The organism is Enterobacter cloacae complex sp. Mu1197 (genome assembly GCF_040059225.1).
Lineage (GTDB): Bacteria > Pseudomonadota > Gammaproteobacteria > Enterobacterales > Enterobacteriaceae > Enterobacter > Enterobacter quasiroggenkampii.
In genome coordinates this window covers 4,689,527-4,704,681 of record NZ_CP157375.1, presented here as the reverse complement: position 1 = coordinate 4,704,681, position 15,155 = coordinate 4,689,527, and the positions used below count along the sequence as shown (strand labels likewise).

Sequence of the window (15,155 nt, the reverse complement as noted above, 5' to 3'; positions counted from 1 at the left end):
GGCGGACTCCACTCGAACAATAAAAGAAAACTATTGAATATTCATGATTGTTGGCGCACATCGGCATGACCCTGTGTAAAGGGGGACGTGCGAATTGCTATCTGCAATTTATCCTGACCAAGATCCTGGGATCCCGATCGGGACCGCGGATCATAGCCTAAACTGAGCCAGAGATCTTCTGTTTCTCACAGATTCTTCCCGATTTATCCACAGGAAGATCAGAAACCGGTTAAGTGTAAACGATCCTGGCGCGAGTGCCCCACGATTTAGCCCGCATATTGGAAAAATTAATGAGCACAGACAATTTATTGCTTAAATGATCTAACGAAGATCCGGGACGATCCTTGCGCTTTGTCGGTGAGCCCGTATAATCCTCGACCCGGCGCGTGATGCTCATCTTCCTGCGTCGTCCGTTGCTCATTTTCCACGCGAAAACGTGCGGAAATACGCGGGAAATAAGGAAAGAGAATTGACTCCGGAGTGTACAATTATTACAATCCGGCCTCTTTAATCACCCACGCTGAGGCGTTAGTCGTTCGAAACTCGTTCGGGTATACGCAAAAGTCAGTGAATTTATTCAAGTTTAGGTAGAAATCGCCATGAAACGCACTTTTCAACCGTCTGTACTGAAGCGCAACCGTTCTCACGGCTTCCGTGCTCGTATGGCTACTAAAAATGGTCGTCAGGTTCTGGCACGTCGTCGTGCTAAAGGCCGCGCTCGTCTGACCGTTTCCAAGTAATAAAGCTAACCCCTGAGTGGTTAAGCTAGCATTTCCCAGGGAGTTACGTTTGTTAACTCCCGCTCATTTCACTTTCGTCTTCCAGCAGCCACAACGGGCTGGCACGCCGCAAATCACCATCCTCGGCCGCCAAAATTCGCTGGGGCATCCCCGCATCGGTCTCACAGTCGCCAAGAAAAATGTTAAGCGTGCGCATGAACGCAATCGGATTAAACGTCTGACGCGTGAAAGCTTCCGTTTACGTCAGCACGAACTGCCTTCAATGGATTTCGTGGTGGTGGCGAAGAAAGGGGTTGCCAACCTCGATAACCGTGCTCTCTCGGAAGCGTTGGAAAAATTATGGCGCCGCCACTGTCGCCTGGCTCACGGGTCCTGATAGCCCTCATTCGGGTCTATCAACGCCTGATTAGTCCGCTACTCGGGCCGCACTGCCGTTTCACACCAACATGCTCAAGCTACGGAATTGAGGCATTGCGCAGGTTTGGAGTGATAAAAGGCAGTTGGTTGACGGTGAAACGCGTATTAAAATGCCACCCTTTACACCCAGGTGGAGACGACCCCGTCCCCCCAGGACCCTTTGATACCAGAGAACACTAACGATGGATTCGCAACGCAATCTTCTTATCATCGCTTTGTTGTTCGTGTCTTTCATGATCTGGCAGGCGTGGGAGCAGGATAAAAATCCTCAACCACAACAGCAGGTCACGCAGACAACGACCACCGCAGCGGGTAGCGCCGCCGACCAGGGCGTACCGGCCAGTGGCCAGGGGAAACAGATTACGGTTAAGACCGATGTGCTTGAGCTGACTATCAACACCCGTGGTGGTGATGTTGAGCAGGCGCTGCTGTTAACCTACCCGAAAGAGCTGAAGTCTAACGAACCGTTCCAGTTACTGGAAACCACGCCTGAGTTTATCTACCAGGCGCAGAGCGGCCTGACCGGTCGTGATGGCCCGGATAACCCGGCTAACGGTGCGCGTCCACTGTATAACGTCGAGAACGACACCTTTGTGCTGGCTGATGGTCAGAACGAACTCGTGATCCCGATGACGTACACCGACGCCGCAGGCAACACCTTCACCAAAACCTTCACCCTGAAGCGCGGTGAATATGCGGTGAACGTGGGCTACAGCGTACAGAACGCCAGTGCGAAACCGCTGGAGCTGTCGACCTTTGGCCAGCTGAAGCAGTCCATCAATCTGCCGTCACACCGTGACACCGGAAGCAGCAACTTTGCGCTGCATACCTTCCGTGGCGCGGCGTACTCCACGCCTGACGCGAAGTACGAGAAATACAAATTCGACACCATTGCCGATAACGAAAACCTGAACGTCAGCGCTAAAGGCGGTTGGGTGGCGATGCTGCAGCAGTATTTCGCAACGGCGTGGGTGCCAAATAACGACGGTACCAACAACTTCTATACCGCGAACCTGGGTAACGGTCTTGCAGCCATCGGCTACAAATCTCAGCCGGTTCTGGTACAGCCGGGTCAAACCGGTAAGCTGGCCAGCACCCTGTGGGTCGGCCCGGAAATTCAGGACAAAATGGCCGCTGTTGCGCCGCACCTGGATCTGACCGTGGATTACGGCTGGTTGTGGTTCATCTCTCAGCCGCTGTTTAAGCTGCTGAAGTTCATCCACAGCTTCCTGGGTAACTGGGGCTTCTCCATCATCGTTATCACCTTCATCGTTCGTGGCATCATGTACCCGCTGACTAAAGCGCAGTACACCTCCATGGCGAAGATGCGCATGCTGCAGCCGAAGATTCAGGCAATGCGTGAGCGTCTGGGCGATGACAAACAGCGTCAGAGCCAGGAGATGATGGCCCTGTATAAAGCAGAGAAAGTGAACCCACTGGGTGGTTGCTTCCCGCTGCTGATTCAGATGCCAATCTTCCTTGCGCTGTACTACATGCTGATGGGTTCCGTTGAGCTGCGCCACGCGCCGTTCGCACTGTGGATCCATGACCTGTCCGCACAGGACCCGTACTACATCCTGCCGATCCTGATGGGCGTGACGATGTTCTTCATCCAGAAGATGTCGCCGACCACCGTGACCGACCCGATGCAGCAGAAGATCATGACCTTTATGCCGGTCATCTTCACCGTGTTCTTCCTGTGGTTCCCGTCAGGTCTGGTGCTGTACTATATCGTCAGCAACCTGGTGACCATTATCCAGCAGCAGCTGATTTACCGTGGTCTGGAAAAACGTGGCCTGCATAGCCGCGAAAAGAAAAAGTCCTGATCCGATAAGTTAACGCTAAAATAAGGGCGGTCGATTGACCGCCTTTTTTATTTGTATTGAACGAGAGCAACCATGAGCCATAACGACACTATCGTCGCCCAGGCAACCCCACCGGGACGCGGTGGTGTAGGCATTCTGCGCATCTCCGGCCTGAAGGCGCGCGAGGTGGCCGAAGCGGTACTGGGTAAGCTGCCAAAGCCGCGCTACGCTGATTACCTGCCGTTTAAAGATACCGACGGCACGCCGCTGGACCAGGGCATTGCGCTGTGGTTCCCCGGCCCGAACTCCTTTACCGGTGAAGACGTACTGGAGCTACAGGGCCACGGCGGCCCGGTTATCCTCGACCTGCTGTTAAAACGGATCCTGACCCTGCCGGGCCTGCGCATTGCGAAGCCGGGCGAGTTCTCCGAACGTGCCTTTCTCAACGACAAGCTCGACCTGGCGCAGGCGGAGGCGATTGCAGACCTGATCGACGCCAGTTCTGAACAGGCGGCCCGCTCCGCCCTGAACTCGCTGCAGGGGGCATTCTCCGCGCGTGTGAATCACCTTGTGGAAGCACTTACTCACCTGCGCATCTACGTGGAAGCGGCTATCGACTTCCCGGATGAGGAGATCGATTTTCTCTCTGACGGTAAAATTGAAGCCCAGCTCAACCAGGTGATGGCCGATCTCGACGCCGTTCGCGCCGAAGCGCGCCAGGGCAGCCTGCTGCGCGAAGGGATGAAGGTGGTGATTGCCGGACGCCCTAACGCCGGGAAATCGAGCCTGCTGAACGCCCTGGCGGGCCGTGAAGCGGCAATCGTGACCGACATTGCCGGTACCACTCGCGACGTGCTGCGCGAGCACATCCACATCGACGGCATGCCGCTGCACATCATCGATACCGCCGGTCTGCGCGATGCCAGCGACGAAGTTGAGCGCATCGGTATCGAACGCGCCTGGCAGGAGATCGAACAGGCCGACCGCGTGCTGTTTATGGTGGACGGCACCACGACCGACGCCGTTGACCCGGCGGAGATCTGGCCAGACTTTATCGCCCGTCTGCCGGCAAAACTGCCGATCACCGTGGTGCGTAACAAAGCGGACGTGACCGGCGAAACGCTCGGTATCAGCGATGTGAATGGTCACTCACTTATTCGCCTGTCGGCGCGGACCGGTGAAGGCGTGGACGACCTGCGTAACCATCTCAAGCAGAGCATGGGCTTTGACACCAGCATGGAAGGCGGCTTCCTCGCGCGTCGCCGTCACCTGCAGGCGCTGGAAGAGGCGGCGAACCATCTCGTTCAGGGTAAAGCGCAGCTGATCGGCGCGTGGGCGGGTGAACTGCTGGCGGAAGAGCTGCGTCTGGCGCAGCAGAATCTGAGCGAGATCACCGGGGAGTTTACGTCGGACGATCTGCTGGGACGGATCTTCTCGAGCTTCTGTATTGGTAAGTAATTCCCGCTAATCCATGGTGATTTCCTCCAGGGAAATCACCATTGTCCAAATGGCAACTCGCCTATTCCCTTTTCACCCCCTATCCTGCATGCCTGCATCTATGGGGGGTTTATGGCGCGTTTTCTGTTTTGTAGTTTCGCATTAGTTCTGCTTTATCCGTCCGGTATTGATATGTATCTGGTGGGATTACCGCATATCGCCCGCGATCTGGGCGCCAGCGAAGCGCAGCTGCATATTGCGTTTTCGGCCTACCTCGCGGGGATGGCGTCGTCGATGGTCTTTGCCGGGAAGATCGCGGATAAAGCAGGCCGTCAGCCTGTCGCTATCGCCGGAGCCATCGTTTTTGCCCTGGCGTCCCTTCTTTGCTCACAGGCGCAAAACAGCACCGTGTTTCTGACCGGGCGCTTTATCCAGGGCATCGGGGCGGGCGGTTGCTACGTGGTGGCGTTTGCCATTTTGCGCGACACCTTAAGCGCCCAGCGTCGCGCCAAAGTGCTGTCGATGCTGAACGGCATTACCTGCATCATCCCGGTGCTGGCCCCGGTCGTGGGCTATCTGATCATGCTGAAATTCCCGTGGCAGAGCCTGTTCTGGACCATGGCGGCGATGGGCGCGCTGGTGTTTATCCTGTCGATCGCTGTGCTAAAAGAGACCCACCCTGGCTCGCAGAATACCGGCCATACCGCAACCATTCACCCGGCAGAGAAGCTTCTCAACCGCTTTTTCCTCAGCCGTCTGGCCGTGACCACGTTAAGCGTGGCGGTGATCCTGACCTATGTAAACGTTTCCCCGGTGTTGCTGATGGAAACCATGGGCTTCGATCGCGGTGAGTATTCCACGGTGATGGCATTAACCGCTCTGGTCAGTATGGCTGTGTCGTTCTCCACCCCGTTTGCGCTGAATATCTTCCGCCAGCGCACGCTGATGCTGACCTCACAAGTTTTATTCCTCGCCGCAGGCGCGATCCTGGCGACTTCCAGCTCACATGCGGTGATGCTGGTGGGCATTACGCTCATTTGCGCCGGGTTCTCGGTTGGCTTTGGCGTGGCGATGAGCCAGGCGCTTGGTCCCTTCTCGCTGCGGGCAGGCGTGGCCAGCTCGGTGCTGGGTATCGCGCAGGTCTGCGGCTCGTCGCTGTGGATTTGGCTGGCGGCGGTCATCGGGCTTAACGCGCTGAATATGCTGATCGGGGTTCTGATTGGCTGTAGCATAGTCTGCATTACCTTACTTATGGTCATCCAGCCCGCGGCGCACTATGAAGAAGCCCATCAGCAGTCTCGATCTTAACCTGTTGCTGTGCCTGCAGCTTTTGCTGCAGGAGCGCAGCGTTACCAAAGCGGCGAAGCGGATGAACGTGACGCCGTCAGCGGTGAGCAAATCGCTGGCTAAGCTGCGCGACTGGTTCGATGATCCGCTGTTTGTCAAAACGCCGCTAGGGCTGCTGCCGACGCCGCTGACGGTGAGCCTGGAGCAGGATCTGGCTGACTGGATGCAAATCGGCAACCAGATCCTCGATAAATTCCACCATGACTCTCCGGGCGGGCTGACGTTCGTGCTGGCCGCGGAAACGCCGCTGATGCTGATCCGCTTCAATACCCTGCTGGAGCAGGTGAACCAGCGCTATCCGCAGGCGACGGTGAAAATGCGCCAGTGGGATTACGACTCGCTGGACGCGATTACGCGTGGCGAGGTGGATTTGGGCTTCACCGGGCGTGAAACGCATCCGCGATCCCGCGAGCTGCTTAAGCTGATGCCGTGGTTTATCGACTACGAAATCCTGTTCAGCGACCGCCCCTGCGTCTATCTGCGCGAGGATCATCCGGCGCTTCAGCAAGAGTGGAATCTGGAGACCTTCCTGCGCTATCCCCATATCAGCATCTTCTGGGAACGCAGCGATACCTGGGCGCTGGATGAGGTGCTAAAGGAGATGGGACGCGAGCGCACGATCGCCATGAGCCTGCCGGGCTTCGAACAGGCGATGTTTATGGCGGCGCAGCCCGGCCATCACTATATCGCCACCGCCCCGCACTACTGTCACCACTACAATGAACTCCACCAGCGGAAGCTGATCGCCCTTCCCATTCCGATTGATGAGGAGCAGGCGGAAAAATTGACCGTGCCCTTCACGCTGATCTGGCATAAGCGGAACAGCCATAATCCAAAAATCCTCTGGCTGCGGGAGACCATCAAGGCGCTGTACGGTGCGAGCGATCCAATTTTTGCCTAAGAAAATGTAAAGTTCGGTCCTAAGGCTTCTCTTACGCCCATTTACTGATTAAAACAGGAGGCAAGTTAAGCGATAATCATGTAACCGTTTAACCGATTACGACCATTATCAAGGAGCGAAAAATGGCTACGCACTTTGCAAGAGGGATACTGACAGAAGGACGTCTCGTATCGGCAAGAATTTCTTCAGCCTGTCACCGTGAAGCACTCACGCTTCCGGAGCACCGCAGGTCGCGGTTTTTAGCGTCCCGGGCGCTTCTCGCGGAACTGCTGTTTATGCTGTACGGCACCAGCGAGCTGCCGGATATCATTACCCAGCCAGAAGGCCGTCCGGTCTTTTCTGACCCGGATCTCCCTCGTTTTTCCATTGCCTACACGGGCAATATCATTGGCGTCGCGCTGACCACCGAGGGAGACTGTGGGCTCGATATGGAACTTCAGCGTGCGACGCGCAGCTTCCATGGCGCTAATGCGCATGAAGACTATCCGCTCTCCAGCAATGAGAAGCTGTGGGTACGCAACCAGAACGATCCTGTCGAAGCCAGAGCGCAGCTTATTACCTTGCGCCAGAGCATTCGTAAGCTCTGCGGATGCGCCTCAGACGACGCCAGCCTGCTGCAGCTGTTGCCAGGCTCCGGACGTCTGCGCGCCACCCAGGCCACGCTGGTAGAAGCGCTCTGCGACGCTGAGGATGTGCTCATTTGGTCCATCGCGGTGACCCCCGCCATCGAACGCATGAAAATCTGGGAATTTGACAGTCAACAGGGATGGCGTAGCCTTCCTGATGTGCCCGAGCGCGCCAACGAGCCCGCCGCACGTCTGATGCGATTAACCAGTTTACCGGCAGAAAAAGCATTTACCCTAAGCTGATCCAATCAGGGTCATCATGATGAAACAGGAGTAATCATGTCTGATACGTTGAAAGTCGTTACGTTACTGGGAAGCCTGCGCAAAGGTTCATTTAACGGGATGGTAGCCCGCACGCTGCCACAGCTGGCGCCTGCAGGTATGGAAATTAGCGCCCTGCCGTCTATTGGCGATATTCCGCTTTATGATGCTGACGTACAGCAGGAAGAAGGGTTCCCGCAGAGCGTTGAGGCGCTGGCCGAACAGATCCGCCAGGCTGACGGCGTGGTCATCGTCACGCCAGAGTACAACTACTCTGTACCCGGTGGTCTGAAGAATGCCATCGACTGGCTGTCCCGTTTACCTGAGCAGCCGCTGTCAGGCAAACCGGTGCTGATCCAGACCAGCTCCATGGGCGCGATTGGCGGCGCGCGCTGCCAGTATCACCTGCGTCAGATCCTGGTCTTCCTCGATGCGATGGTGATGAACAAGCCGGAATTTATGGGCGGAGTGATTCAGAACAAGGTCGACCCGCAAACGGGTGAGGTGGTGGATCAGAGCACGCGCGACCATCTCTCTGGCCAGCTGACGGCGTTCGGGGATTATATTAAGCGGGTTAAAGCCTGATAAAAAAGCCCGGTGGCGCTAGCGCTTACCGGGCCTATACTCGTCAGTAGGTCAGGTAAGCGAAGCGCCACCTGACACCACAAACCGCACCTTAGTGCGCGTCAATAAACACAATCTTCAGTACAAACAGCAGCGCCACAACAATCACGCATGGGCTGAGGTCGCGGAAGCGGCCAGTACCGATCTTCATTACGCAGTAAGAGATAAAGCCCAGCGCGATACCTTCGGTAATCGAGAAGCTGAACGGCATCATCACGGCGGTAATAAACGCCGGCACCGCTTCGGTTAAATCATCCCACTTCACGCGAGACAGGCTGGAGGTCATCAGCACCCCCACGTAGATCAGCGCACCCGCCGCCGCGTACGGAGGCACCATGCCCGCCAGTGGCGAGAGGAAGATCACCAGCAGGAACAGAATACCCACCACAACCGCCGTCAGGCCGGTACGGCCGCCCACGGACACGCCGGAAGAGGATTCAATGTAAGCGGTAACAGACGAGGTTCCGATAAATGAGCCGGTCACAGAGGAGATACTGTCCACAAACAGCGCCTGCTTCATGCGCGGGAATTTCCCTTTCTCATCAGCCAGACCAGCTTTGTCGGTCACGCCAATCAGCGTACCGGAAGAGTCGAATAGGTTCACCAGCATGAAGGAGAAAATCACGCCCGCCAGGCCCAGGTTCAGGGAACCCGCCAGATCAACATGACCAACAACGGTAGAGACGCTCGGTGGCGCGGAAACGATGCCGTTATAGTGAACGTCGCCCAACATCCAGCCCAGCAGCGTGGTCACCACGATGGACACCAGCACCGCCGCATGAATATTACGGGAAGCCAGGATCGCGATGATAAAGAAGCCCAGCACGCCCAGCAGCACGTTATGAGAGGTCAGGTGACCGATGCTCACCAGCGTATCCGGGTTCGCCACGATAACACCGGCGTTTTTCAGCCCCATCATCCCGATAAACAGACCGATACCGCTGGTAATGCCCACGCGCAGGCTCACGGGGATGTTCGCAATCATCCAGTAACGCACGCGGAAAATGGTCAGCAGCAGCAGGCCAACCGCGCCCCAGAAGATGGCGCCCATACCCACCTGCCACGGCAGACCCATCGCCTGAACCACCACGAAGGCAAAGAACGCATTCAGGCCCATCGCCGGTGCCAGCGCGACCGGCAGGTTAGCGAACACGCCCATCAGAATGCTGCCAAGGGCCGCGATCAGACAGGTTGTTACGAAGACGGCGCTGGTATCCATGCCAGCAACGCCCAGAATTTGAGGGTTAACAAAAACGATATAGACCATCGTCAGGAAGGTGGTGAAACCGGCGATCACTTCGGTGCGTGCCGTCGTGCCGTGCTCGCGCAGTTTAAACACGCGCTCAAGCAGACCCTGACCAGATGTCTGGGTAGTGTGTTGTTGACTCATCATCAATTTCCGAACAAGGAGGGAAAATTCGTCGCTATCCTATACCAAAATGCGACAATAGTGGCGGTTACGTGATACTTTTTTCATTGAATTTGCTTATACGGCAACGATTGCGTTCCGGCGAACTGCCGTACGTAAACGTTAAACTGGTTAAAAGGGAAAGGCATGTCCGGAATTGAAGCGGTATTTTTCGACTGCGACGGTACGCTGGTCGACAGTGAGGTCATTTGTTCCCGCGCGTATGTGGCCATGTTCCAGGAATTTGGCATTACGCTGGAACTCGAAGAGGTGTTTAAACGCTTTAAGGGCGTGAAGCTCTACGAGATCATCGACATCATTAACGAAGAACACGGCGTCGTTCTGGAGAAAGCGGCTCTGGAACCGGTCTACCGCGCCGAGGTTGCACGCCTGTTCGATTCGGAGCTGGAGGTGATTCCGGGCGCAAACGCGCTGCTGGATGCGATGACGGTGCCGATCTGCGTGGTCTCCAACGGTCCAGTCAGCAAAATGCAGCACTCGCTGGGCAAGCTTGAGATGTTGCACCACTTCCCGGAAAAACTGTTCAGCGGCTACGATATCCAGCGCTGGAAGCCGGACCCGGCACTGATGTTCCATGCGGCAAAGGCGATGAACGTTAACGTAGAGAACTGCATTCTGGTGGATGACTCGTCTGCGGGCGCGCAGTCGGGGATTGATGCGGGAATGGAGGTGTTTTACTTCTGCGCCGACCCGCACAACAAGCCGATCGATCATCCCAAAGTCACGACCTTCACCGATCTGGCGCAGCTACCCGTGCTGTGGAAGGCCCGCGGGTGGGATATTACTCGCTGAAAAAACAAAGCCGGATGGCGCTAACGCTTATCCGGCCTACAGGGCAAGTAGGGCGGGTAAGCGCTAGCGCCACCCGCCACAAACATTACTCTTTCGGATCTTTACCCGCCAGCAGCTTGTCCAGCTCGTCGCCGCCCACGTGACGGAAGTCCTGACCCTTCACGAAGTAGAAAATGTATTCGCAAATGTTCTGGCAGCGGTCGCCGATACGCTCGATGGAGCGCGCGCAGAACAGAGCCGTCAGTACGCTTGGGATCGTGCGGGAATCTTCCATCATGTAGGTCATTAGCTGACGCACGATGCCTTCATACTCCTGATCGACCTTCTTGTCTTCGCGGTAGATACGCACCGCTTCGTCCAGATCCATACGCGCAAAGGCATCCAGCACGTCGTGCAGCATCTGCACGGTGTGACGGCCCAGCGACTCCAGGCTGACCAGCAGTGGCTGATGCTGCTGAGAGAACTTCTCCAGCGCGGTACGGCAGATTTTATCCGCAACGTCGCCGATACGTTCCAGCTCGGCGATGGTTTTGATGATCGCCATCACCAGACGCAGGTCGCTCGCCGTCGGCTGACGCTTCGCGATAATGCGCACGCAGGCCTCGTCGATAGCCACTTCCATCATGTTGACGTTTTTATCGCCTTCAATGACGCGCTTCGCCAGCTCGCTGTCCTGGTTGTGCATCGCCGTAATCGCATCAGAAAGCTGCTGCTCGACCATGCCGCCCATGGTCATCACCTGGGTGCGAATGCTTTCCAGCTCTGCGTTGAACTGGCCGGAAATGTGTTTATTAAGATTGAGGTTGTCCATGGTTTCTCCACATGCACTAAGGCAAATCAACCGTAGCGGCCAGTAATATAATCTTCGGTTTGTTTCTTCGCGGGCTTAGTGAACAGATCGTCCGTGTTACTGAACTCAATCAATTCACCCAGGTACATAAACGCCGTGTGATCGGAACAACGTGCAGCCTGCTGCATGTTGTGGGTCACGATAACCACGGTGTAATCCTGCTTCAGCTCGGTGATCAGTTCTTCAATGCGACCGGTTGAGATCGGGTCCAGCGCTGAACAAGGCTCATCCAGCAGCAACACTTCCGGGCGAATCGCAATACCGCGCGCAATGCACAGACGCTGCTGCTGACCACCGGAGAGAGAGTACCCGCTCTGGTGCAACTTATCTTTGGTTTCGTTCCATAATGCGGCCTTGGTCAAAGCCCACTGCACGCGCTCATCCATATCGGCACGGGAGAGCTTTTCAAACAGGCGAACGCCAAAGGCGATGTTGTCATAAATGGACATCGGGAACGGCGTGGGTTTCTGGAACACCATCCCCACTTTCGCGCGCAGCAGGGCGATATCCTGAGCCTGGGTCAGAATGTTTTCGCCGTCGAGGATGATTTCCCCTTCAGCGCGCTGCTCCGGATAGAGCGAATACATTTTGTTAAAGGTACGCAGCAGCGTGGATTTCCCGCAGCCGGACGGACCGATAAATGCCGTGACCTGGTTCTTTGCGATATCCAGGTTGATGTTCTTCAGGGCATGGAATTTGCCGTAGTAGAAGTTCAAATCACGAACCTGAATCTTACCCGGGGCAGTATCAACCATACTCATTGACTCATTTCCTCATTCGGCGCCGCGATCTGCCGCGCCGTAAAAAATTAACCGTGTTTCTTCTTCGCGAAAATGACGCGCGCCAGAATGTTCAGCAACAGTACGCAAAGGGTAATGATCAGCACCCCGGCCCAGGCCAGCTGCTGCCATTCCGCGAAGGGGCTCATCGCAAATTTAAAGATCGTCACCGGCAGGTTGGCGATCGGCTGCATCATGTCCGTGCTCCAGAACTGGTTGGAGAGGGACGTAAACAGCAGCGGTGCCGTTTCACCCGCGATACGCGCCACCGCCAGCAGGATACCGGTCATGATCCCGGAGACCGACGCCTTCAGCGTAATCGCAGAGATCATCTTCCATTTCGGCGTACCCAGCGCGTAAGCCGCTTCACGCAGGCTGTCCGGCACCAGTTTCAGCATGTTCTCGGTGGTTCGAATCACAATCGGCACCTGCAGCAGCGCCAGCGCAATGACGCCCGCCCAGCCGGAGAAGTGTTCCATCTGCGCCACCACCACGGTGTAAACGAACAGACCCACGACGATAGACGGGGCTGACAACAAAATGTCGTTAATGAAGCGAATCACTTCCGCCAGCCAGGATTTACGGCCGTATTCTGCCAGGTAGATGCCCGCCATGATGCCCAGCGGCGTGCCGAAGACCGTCGCCCAGAGGATCAGCAGTCCGCTGCCCGCCAGGGCATTCGCCAGGCCACCTCCCGCCGTGTTCGGCGGCGGCGTCATTTCGGTGAACAGCGACAGTGACATTCCGTCAATCCCGCGAACGACCGTCGAGAAGAGGATCCAGACCAGCCAGAACAGGCCGAATGCCATCGTCGCCATAGAGAGCGTCAGGGCAATGCGGTTTTTCATGCGGCGTCTGGCCTGCATTTTGCGGCGGGATTCCGCCAGTTCAGCAGTTGCTTGCATTTCGAGAGTGGCCATTAGCGTGCTCCCTCATTTTTAGCGAGACGCATAATCATCAGCTTGGAAATCGCCAGAACAATGAAGGTAATTACGAACAGAATCAGACCCAGCTCCATCAGCGCCGCGACGTGCAGACCTGATTCCGCTTCCGCAAATTCATTCGCCAGCGCAGAGGTAATACTGTTACCCGGCATATAGAGCGACGCGCTGTCGAGCTGGTAGGTGTTACCGATGATAAAGGTGACCGCCATGGTTTCACCCAGCGCGCGACCTAAGCCCAGCATCACGCCCCCGATCACCCCATTTTTGGTGAACGGAAGGACGATGCGCCAGATCACTTCCCAGGTGGTACAGCCGATACCATAGGCCGACTCTTTCATCATCACCGGCGTTTGTTCGAAGACATCGCGCATAACCGCCGCAATGTACGGAATAATCATGATGGCGAGGATCACGCCAGCCGCCAGAATGCCGATACCGAAAGCCGGGCCAGAGAACAGGGCCCCCACAAACGGAATGGCAGAGAGGACGTTACCCACCGGTTCCTGGAAGTACGTGGCGAACAGTGGCGCAAAGATGAACAGGCCCCACATGCCGTAGACGATACTCGGAATAGCTGCCAGCAGTTCGATGGCGATCCCCAGCGGACGACGCAGCCAGCCCGGCGCCAGCTCCGTCAGGAACAGGGCAATACCAAAGCTTACCGGAACCGCAATCAGCAGGGCGATGAACGAGGTCACCAGCGTGCCGTAAATTGGCACCAGGGCACCGTAGATGTCGTTCGGCGCGTCCCACTCTTTGGTCCACAGGAAGGAGAAACCGAATTTCTGGATGCTCGGCCAGGAGGAGAAAATCAGAGACACGATAATGCCGCCCAGCAGCAATAGCACAATCAGCGCAGCCAGTTTGACCAGCGCGCTGAAAATCATGTCACCTTTTTTACCCGGAGGGTTAAATGCAGGCTTGGTTGCAGCCATAAATTACTCTTCTGTTAAACGCGTTTACGAAATCGCCGGGTGGCGCTTGCGCTTACCCGGCCTACAGTCGGAACCGTAGGGCGGGTAAGCGCAAGCGCCACCCGCCATTTTCGTCAGAATGCTAAATTAATACAATGCTTTACCGCTGCTGTCTTTTACGTTGGTTTTCCATGCAGCGCGAATCTGCTCAACCACGTTGTCCGGCAGGGTGGCGTAATCCAGAGCGTTAGCCTGTTTGCCGCCGTTTTTGTATGCCCAGTCGAAGAACTTCAGCACTTCAGCGCCCTGCTCAGGTTTCTTCTGCTCTTTGTGCACCAGGATGAAGGTGGTAGAGGTGATTGGCCATGCACCTTCGCCCTTCTGGTTAGTCAGATCCTGCGCGAAGGATTTGCTCCAGTCAGCGCCTTTGGCGGCGTTAGCAAAGTTCTCTTCGGTCGGGCTAACCGGTTTGCCGTCGGCAGAAACCAGTTTGGTGTAGGACAGGTTGTTCTGCTTCGCGTACGCGTACTCTACGTAGCCGATGGAGCCAGGCAGACGCTGTACGAACGCGGCGATACCGTCGTTACCTTTACCGCCCAGACCGGTAGGCCAGTTAACGGTAGAGCCGGAGCCGACTTTAGATTTCCACTCTTCGTTCACTTTCGCCAGGTAGCTGGTGAACACGAAAGAGGTACCGGAACCATCCGCGCGGCGAACCACGGCGATGTTCTGAGAAGGCAGCTTCAGGCCTGGGTTGAGCTTAGCGATCGCTTCGTCATCCCATTTTTTGATGTTGCCCAGGTAGATGTCACCCAGCGTTTTGCCGTCCAGCACCAGCTCGCCCGACTTCACGCCCGGCAGGTTGATGGCCAGAACCACGCCACCGATCACGGTAGGGAACTGGAACAGGCCTTCCTGAGCCAGTTTGTCATCAGACAGCGGAGCGTCAGACGCGCCGAAATCAACCGTGTTCGCGGTAATTTGTTTCACGCCACCGGAGGAGCCGATACCCTGATAGTTAACCTTGTTACCGGTTTCTTTCTGGTAGGTATCCGCCCATTTGGCATACACCGGCGCAGGGAAGGTTGCACCAGCGCCAGTCAGGCTTGCTTCTGCAAATACAGAGAACGCGCTCAGAGATAAGGTCGCGGCGACAACAGTTGCGACAGTGGTACGCATAACTTTCATAATGTCTCCTGCAAGATTTTCGTAAATCGTTGTTTAGTGGCTACGATGAGCAAAATAGGACAAACAGGTGACAGATAAATGTACGAATTATGACAGTTTTA

General features: G+C 56.2%; 16 protein-coding genes. 10 read left to right on the top strand and 6 right to left on the bottom strand.

The window, feature by feature from the left end; translation table 11 throughout:
* Positions 1-599: 599 nt before the first annotated feature.
* The 9 genes from rpmH to ABFV38_RS22120 all read left to right on the top strand — a co-directional run bounded on the left by rpmH (position 600) and on the right by ABFV38_RS22120 (position 8,119).
* The gene (gene rpmH / locus ABFV38_RS22160) at positions 600-740 is read left to right on the top strand and encodes a 50S ribosomal protein L34 (protein ID WP_000831330.1); all 141 of its coding nucleotides are present in this window, start codon (positions 600-602) and stop codon (positions 738-740) included.
* 16 nt (positions 741-756) lie between these two features.
* Positions 757-1,116, top strand: a complete 360-nt coding sequence (gene rnpA, locus ABFV38_RS22155; protein WP_348958100.1) for a ribonuclease P protein component — start codon at positions 757-759, stop codon at positions 1,114-1,116.
* Positions 1,080-1,337, top strand: a complete 258-nt coding sequence (gene yidD / locus ABFV38_RS22150; RefSeq protein WP_001307474.1) for a membrane protein insertion efficiency factor YidD — start codon at positions 1,080-1,082, stop codon at positions 1,335-1,337. The genes rnpA and yidD overlap by 37 nt, the downstream gene beginning before the upstream one ends.
* 2 nt (positions 1,338-1,339) lie before the next feature.
* Positions 1,340-2,983: a membrane protein insertase YidC gene (yidC, locus tag ABFV38_RS22145; RefSeq protein ID WP_023617679.1), complete on the top strand. Its 1,644-nt coding sequence runs from the start codon at positions 1,340-1,342 to the stop codon at positions 2,981-2,983.
* A 72-nt stretch (positions 2,984-3,055) separates the two neighbouring features.
* A complete protein-coding gene (mnmE, locus tag ABFV38_RS22140; protein WP_021242672.1) occupies positions 3,056-4,420 on the top strand; it encodes a tRNA uridine-5-carboxymethylaminomethyl(34) synthesis GTPase MnmE in 1,365 nt (454 codons plus the stop codon).
* Positions 4,421-4,531: 111 nt separating this feature from the next.
* Positions 4,532-5,707 carry an MFS transporter gene (locus tag ABFV38_RS22135; RefSeq protein WP_325842174.1) on the top strand — a complete coding sequence of 392 codons (1,176 nt, stop codon included), beginning with the start codon at positions 4,532-4,534 and terminating at the stop codon, positions 5,705-5,707.
* A complete protein-coding gene (yidZ, locus tag ABFV38_RS22130) occupies positions 5,676-6,647 on the top strand; it encodes an HTH-type transcriptional regulator YidZ (RefSeq protein ID WP_045909359.1) in 972 nt (323 codons plus the stop codon). Before ABFV38_RS22135 ends, yidZ begins: the two co-directional genes overlap by 32 nt.
* 122 nt (positions 6,648-6,769) lie before the next feature.
* Positions 6,770-7,516, top strand: a complete 747-nt coding sequence (locus ABFV38_RS22125) for a phosphopantetheinyl transferase (RefSeq protein ID WP_167214820.1) — start codon at positions 6,770-6,772, stop codon at positions 7,514-7,516.
* A gap of 36 nt (positions 7,517-7,552) precedes the next feature.
* A complete protein-coding gene (locus ABFV38_RS22120) occupies positions 7,553-8,119 on the top strand; it encodes an NADPH-dependent FMN reductase (protein WP_014833835.1) in 567 nt (188 codons plus the stop codon).
* A gap of 91 nt (positions 8,120-8,210) precedes the next feature.
* On the opposite strand, the gene adeP is transcribed toward ABFV38_RS22120, so the two are convergent.
* A complete protein-coding gene (adeP, locus tag ABFV38_RS22115) occupies positions 8,211-9,548 on the bottom strand; it encodes an adenine permease AdeP (RefSeq protein WP_021242668.1) in 1,338 nt (445 codons plus the stop codon).
* Positions 9,549-9,713: 165 nt separating this feature from the next.
* Here adeP and yieH point away from each other — a divergent pair, with 165 nt between their 5' ends.
* Positions 9,714-10,379, top strand: coding sequence for a 6-phosphogluconate phosphatase (gene yieH, locus ABFV38_RS22110; protein ID WP_348958097.1), 666 nt, complete (start codon positions 9,714-9,716; stop codon positions 10,377-10,379).
* Between the two features lie 85 nt (positions 10,380-10,464).
* Here the strand turns inward: yieH and phoU are convergent, their stop codons facing one another.
* From phoU to pstS, 5 genes are all read right to left on the bottom strand, one after another.
* The gene (gene phoU, locus ABFV38_RS22105) at positions 10,465-11,190 is read right to left on the bottom strand and encodes a phosphate signaling complex protein PhoU (protein WP_008500182.1); all 726 of its coding nucleotides are present in this window, start codon (positions 11,188-11,190) and stop codon (positions 10,465-10,467) included.
* Between the two features lie 26 nt (positions 11,191-11,216).
* A complete protein-coding gene (gene pstB, locus ABFV38_RS22100; protein WP_008500183.1) occupies positions 11,217-11,990 on the bottom strand; it encodes a phosphate ABC transporter ATP-binding protein PstB in 774 nt (257 codons plus the stop codon).
* Between the two features lie 47 nt (positions 11,991-12,037).
* Entirely contained in the window at positions 12,038-12,928 is an 891-nt protein-coding gene (pstA, locus tag ABFV38_RS22095) for a phosphate ABC transporter permease PstA (RefSeq protein ID WP_024907882.1), read from the bottom strand.
* Positions 12,928-13,887 (bottom strand): phosphate ABC transporter permease PstC, encoded by a 960-nt coding sequence (gene pstC, locus ABFV38_RS22090; protein WP_023309793.1) that lies wholly within the window; start codon positions 13,885-13,887, stop codon positions 12,928-12,930. The genes pstA and pstC overlap by 1 nt, the downstream gene beginning before the upstream one ends.
* 126 nt (positions 13,888-14,013) lie before the next feature.
* Positions 14,014-15,054, bottom strand: a complete 1,041-nt coding sequence (gene pstS / locus ABFV38_RS22085) for a phosphate ABC transporter substrate-binding protein PstS (RefSeq protein ID WP_032675678.1) — start codon at positions 15,052-15,054, stop codon at positions 14,014-14,016.
* Positions 15,055-15,155: the final 101 nt, after the last annotated feature.

Excerpts from the sequence above, each read along its gene's own strand:
- rpmH (WP_000831330.1), top strand. The coding sequence starts at position 600 with ATGAAACGCACTTTTCAACCGTCTGTACTGAAGCGCAACCGTTCTCAC.
- yidD (WP_001307474.1), top strand. The coding sequence starts at position 1,080 with ATGGCGCCGCCACTGTCGCCTGGCTCACGGGTCCTGATAGCCCTCATT.
- yidC (WP_023617679.1), top strand. The coding sequence starts at position 1,340 with ATGGATTCGCAACGCAATCTTCTTATCATCGCTTTGTTGTTCGTGTCT.
- mnmE (WP_021242672.1), top strand. The coding sequence starts at position 3,056 with ATGAGCCATAACGACACTATCGTCGCCCAGGCAACCCCACCGGGACGC.
- ABFV38_RS22135 (WP_325842174.1), top strand. The coding sequence starts at position 4,532 with ATGGCGCGTTTTCTGTTTTGTAGTTTCGCATTAGTTCTGCTTTATCCG.
- yidZ (WP_045909359.1), top strand. The coding sequence starts at position 5,676 with ATGAAGAAGCCCATCAGCAGTCTCGATCTTAACCTGTTGCTGTGCCTG.
- ABFV38_RS22125 (WP_167214820.1), top strand. The coding sequence starts at position 6,770 with ATGGCTACGCACTTTGCAAGAGGGATACTGACAGAAGGACGTCTCGTA.
- ABFV38_RS22120 (WP_014833835.1), top strand. The coding sequence starts at position 7,553 with ATGTCTGATACGTTGAAAGTCGTTACGTTACTGGGAAGCCTGCGCAAA.
- adeP (WP_021242668.1), bottom strand. The coding sequence starts at position 9,548 with ATGAGTCAACAACACACTACCCAGACATCTGGTCAGGGTCTGCTTGAG.
- yieH (WP_348958097.1), top strand. The coding sequence starts at position 9,714 with ATGTCCGGAATTGAAGCGGTATTTTTCGACTGCGACGGTACGCTGGTC.
- phoU (WP_008500182.1), bottom strand. The coding sequence starts at position 11,190 with ATGGACAACCTCAATCTTAATAAACACATTTCCGGCCAGTTCAACGCA.
- pstB (WP_008500183.1), bottom strand. The coding sequence starts at position 11,990 with ATGAGTATGGTTGATACTGCCCCGGGTAAGATTCAGGTTCGTGATTTG.
- pstA (WP_024907882.1), bottom strand. The coding sequence starts at position 12,928 with ATGGCCACTCTCGAAATGCAAGCAACTGCTGAACTGGCGGAATCCCGC.
- pstC (WP_023309793.1), bottom strand. The coding sequence starts at position 13,887 with ATGGCTGCAACCAAGCCTGCATTTAACCCTCCGGGTAAAAAAGGTGAC.
- pstS (WP_032675678.1), bottom strand. The coding sequence starts at position 15,054 with ATGAAAGTTATGCGTACCACTGTCGCAACTGTTGTCGCCGCGACCTTA.